This window comes from Streptomyces sp. NPDC019890 (genome assembly GCF_044903445.1).
GTDB lineage: Bacteria > Actinomycetota > Actinomycetes > Streptomycetales > Streptomycetaceae > Streptomyces.
In genome coordinates this window covers 1-3,248 of sequence record NZ_JBJDQK010000059.1, presented here as the reverse complement: position 1 = coordinate 3,248, position 3,248 = coordinate 1, and the positions used below count along the sequence as shown (strand labels likewise).

Sequence of the window (3,248 nt, the reverse complement as noted above, 5' to 3'; positions counted from 1 at the left end):
CGCGGCGGGCGCGCCATCAGTTACATCATCGGCCTTCGCAACCGGGCGGCGCTCGGCCTTGACGGTCAGCATGTTCCGCTCGACGTCGATGACCGGACCCACATCCAGGTGACGTGGGTCGACCGGAACTCCTTCCACAACAGCACCCTCACCGTCGCCGACCAGACCTGCGACGACCACTCCACCTACGCCACCCTCACGATGAACCTGTGCCGCCAGGCGGCCGGAACGGCCGAGCAGTGCGAGACCCGGTACATCGCCGTCACCCCCTACTACGGGTCCTGATTTCGGGCCAGCACCCTGCTCTGCAGGCCGCCGGTGCCCCTCCGCGGTCGGACCGCCTCACCCCGAAATAGCCTTCCGGGCCGACCGGCACGCTCCTCCCCACCGCCTTCCGCGGGGTTACCGGCGGTTTGCCGAAATGCTGTGCCTGTACGGACCATCCGGCGGGTCTCAACCCGTAAGACGCAACACGACAATTGACGGTGATATATGCCACACGGTCGATAGTTAAACCGTATGCGAACCGCGGGAGTTCATCGATGGAGGGTCCGCGTTCGGAAGTCACCGACCAAATATTTTCAGCCCCGCCGGGCGAGGGCCGAGAGATCACCGAGGGCGGTCGATTCGGGGTGGCGGGTAGGGGCGGGGATGCCATTCCGGCCATCATGTGCGGCCCGACCGTCGACGGTCGGGGTGGCCCGGAGGGAAACAGAGGTGACCCCTCGCGCACATCAAAGGGATGCACAGAACTGGACATATAGCGCAATTTTCTCGATTGGCCGCGCTCTGGCCTCGCTGTATGTTTCACGTTGCAACAAACCCGACGCTGTGCCGGCCGACCCGGCCAGGAGGAGAGTCACCATGAACGACGCCCTGCGTCAGCAGAGTTGGAAGATTCAGACGGAATTACCTGTCGAGTACGAGATAGTCGAAAGTCATGGTCTGCTGGACCCGGGGAACCCTGAACTCCTCACCATTCCTGGGGGAGGCCGGGCGGCGGGTACCCGCCTCGTCATCCTCGACCATTCCGTGGACGAGTTGTACGGCGCGGAAATCCGAACTTACTTCTCGGAGAATGAGGTGGTGGTCGATTATCTGACGCTTCCCGGCTCGGAGGAGAACAAGTCCATCGAGCGCGTCCTGGAAGTGGTCAACAAGCTCAACGAGGTCGGCACCAACCGCCTCAGCTCCCCGCCCATCGTCATCGGCGGCGGTGTCGTGGCGGACGTGGTCGGGCTCGCCGCGAGCCTCTACCGACGGGGAATCCCCTTCGTCCGGGTGCCCACCACTCTGCTCGGTCAGGTCGACGTCAGCGTCGCCGCCAAGTCCGGCATCAACTACGGGGGATACCGCAACCGACTCGGCGCCTACACCCCTCCTCCGAGGACGCTGATCGACCGCCGTTTCCTCGCCACCGTCCCGGACCGGCAACTGCGCAACGGCATGGGCGAAATTTTTAAGATGGCCCTGATCAAGGATCTGCGTCTCTTCGAGCTCCTTGAGGAGTACGGCGCGGAGCTCATCGAGTCGCGCTTCCAGGATCCGGAGCCCGGAAGCACCGGCCTGCCGGGAACGGTGGCCGACGAGGTCATCGGCCGGGCCATCGCGGGAATGGCCGAGGAGCTCCAGCCCAACCTGTGGGAGAAGGACCTCCAGCGGTCCGTGGACTACGGGCACTCCTTCTCCCCACTGGTGGAGATGCGGGCCCTTCCCGAGCTGCTGCACGGCGAGGCCGTGGCCATGGACTGCGTCTTCTCCGCCCTCATCGCCGCCGACCGTGGCCTGATCGACGGCGCCCAGCTCGAGCGCATCATCGCGGTGGCACGGCGCATGGGGCTCGAACCGTCCCACCCGCTCTTCTGCGACGTGGCACTCGTCCTGGAGGGCCTCGCGGACACCGTGCTGCACCGCGACGGCCGACAGAACCTGCCGATGCTCACCGGAATCGGCCAGGTCTGCTTCCTCAACGACGTCACCGAGAACGAGATCGAGCGGGCCTGCGACGGAATGGGCCGCCTGCTCGACACGAACACCGGCCTCCTGGACCAGCCCGTCGGGGCCGACCTATGAGCGAAGGCGCCGACGCCCGGGGCTCCGTGGACGAGAAGGTCGTGGTCGTCACCGGCGGCAGCGCGGGTATCGGCCGCGCGTCCGCCGCCGCGTTTGCCGAGGCGGGCATGCGGGTCATCATCGCCGCCCGCAGCGAGGACTGCGGCGCCGAGGCCGAGCGCGAGATCCGGTCGCGCGGCGGTGAGGCGCACTTCGTCCGCTGCGACGTCACCAGACCGGACCAGGTCCATGACCTCTTCGCGCGAGCGGTCGAGCGGTATGGCCGAGTGGACTGCGCCTTCAACAACGCCGGTGTCCCCGGTGACGGACGCCTCGCCGACCTCGCGCCCGAGGACTTCGACCGTGCCTTCGCCGTCAATACCCGGGGCCTGTGGCTCTGCATGCGGGAGGAGTTGCGGCTCATGTCCGCCCAAGGAGGCGGCGGCAGCATCGTCAACAACACGTCGGTGCACGGCATCCGCACGGTCTTCCCCGGCATCGGCGCCTACGTCGCGTCCAAGCACGCCGCGGTGGCCCTGACCCGCGTGGCGGCCATGGAGCACGGACGCGAGGGCATCCGCGTGAACGCGGTCGCCCCGGGCCCCATCGAGTCCGACATGCTGGCCGCGTCGGAGGCGGCCGTCGGCGGCGCGACGACCTGGCGCGGGCTGATCCCGTCCGGTGAGATCGGCACCCCGCGCGAGGTCGCCGACGTGGCGCTGTGGCTGTTCTCGGCATCCTCCTCGTACGTCAACGGGCAAGTCATCGGCGTCGACGGCGGATTCCTCGCGACCTGACCCGATTGCCTCCCTACCCCCTGCTCCGCGGAGCGAAGGACACACCCATGGAAAGCTTCACCACCCACGACTTCATCGTGGTCGGCGCAGGCGCGGCCGGAAGCGTCGTCGCCGCCCGGCTCAGTGAGGACCCCGGACGCAGCGTCCTGCTCCTGGAGGCCGGGCCACCGGACGCCGACGCGCGCATCGCCCGGCCCGCCTCCTGGCCTTCGCTGCTCGGCGGCGAACTGGACTGGGGCTACCGGACCGTGCCGCAGACCGCCCTCCACGACAGACGGCTCGCCTGGCCGCGCGGCCGGGTCGTGGGCGGATCCGGGGCGATCAACGCCATGGTGCACATCCGGGGCGCCGCCTCCGACTTCGACGCCTGGCAGCGCTGGGGCGGTGACACCTGGGACG

General features: G+C 68.1%; 4 protein-coding genes. All 4 read left to right on the top strand.

Going from position 1 to position 3,248, the window contains the following annotated elements:
- The coding region (locus ACI2LP_RS34035; protein WP_404728403.1) for a hypothetical protein at positions 1-285 on the top strand (285 nt) is incomplete at its 5' end.
- 579 nt (positions 286-864) lie between these two features.
- A complete protein-coding gene (locus ACI2LP_RS34030; RefSeq protein WP_404728402.1) occupies positions 865-2,073 on the top strand; it encodes a sedoheptulose 7-phosphate cyclase in 1,209 nt (402 codons plus the stop codon).
- Positions 2,070-2,849, top strand: coding sequence for an SDR family NAD(P)-dependent oxidoreductase (locus ACI2LP_RS34025; RefSeq protein WP_404728401.1), 780 nt, complete (start codon positions 2,070-2,072; stop codon positions 2,847-2,849). The genes ACI2LP_RS34030 and ACI2LP_RS34025 overlap by 4 nt, the downstream gene beginning before the upstream one ends.
- A gap of 47 nt (positions 2,850-2,896) precedes the next feature.
- The coding region (locus ACI2LP_RS34020; protein ID WP_404728400.1) for a GMC family oxidoreductase N-terminal domain-containing protein at positions 2,897-3,248 on the top strand (352 nt) is incomplete at its 3' end.

Bases quoted from the DNA above. Each gene is read 5' to 3' on its own strand.
- ACI2LP_RS34030 (WP_404728402.1), top strand. From the start codon at position 865: ATGAACGACGCCCTGCGTCAGCAGAGTTGGAAGATTCAGACGGAATTA.
- ACI2LP_RS34025 (WP_404728401.1), top strand. From the start codon at position 2,070: ATGAGCGAAGGCGCCGACGCCCGGGGCTCCGTGGACGAGAAGGTCGTG.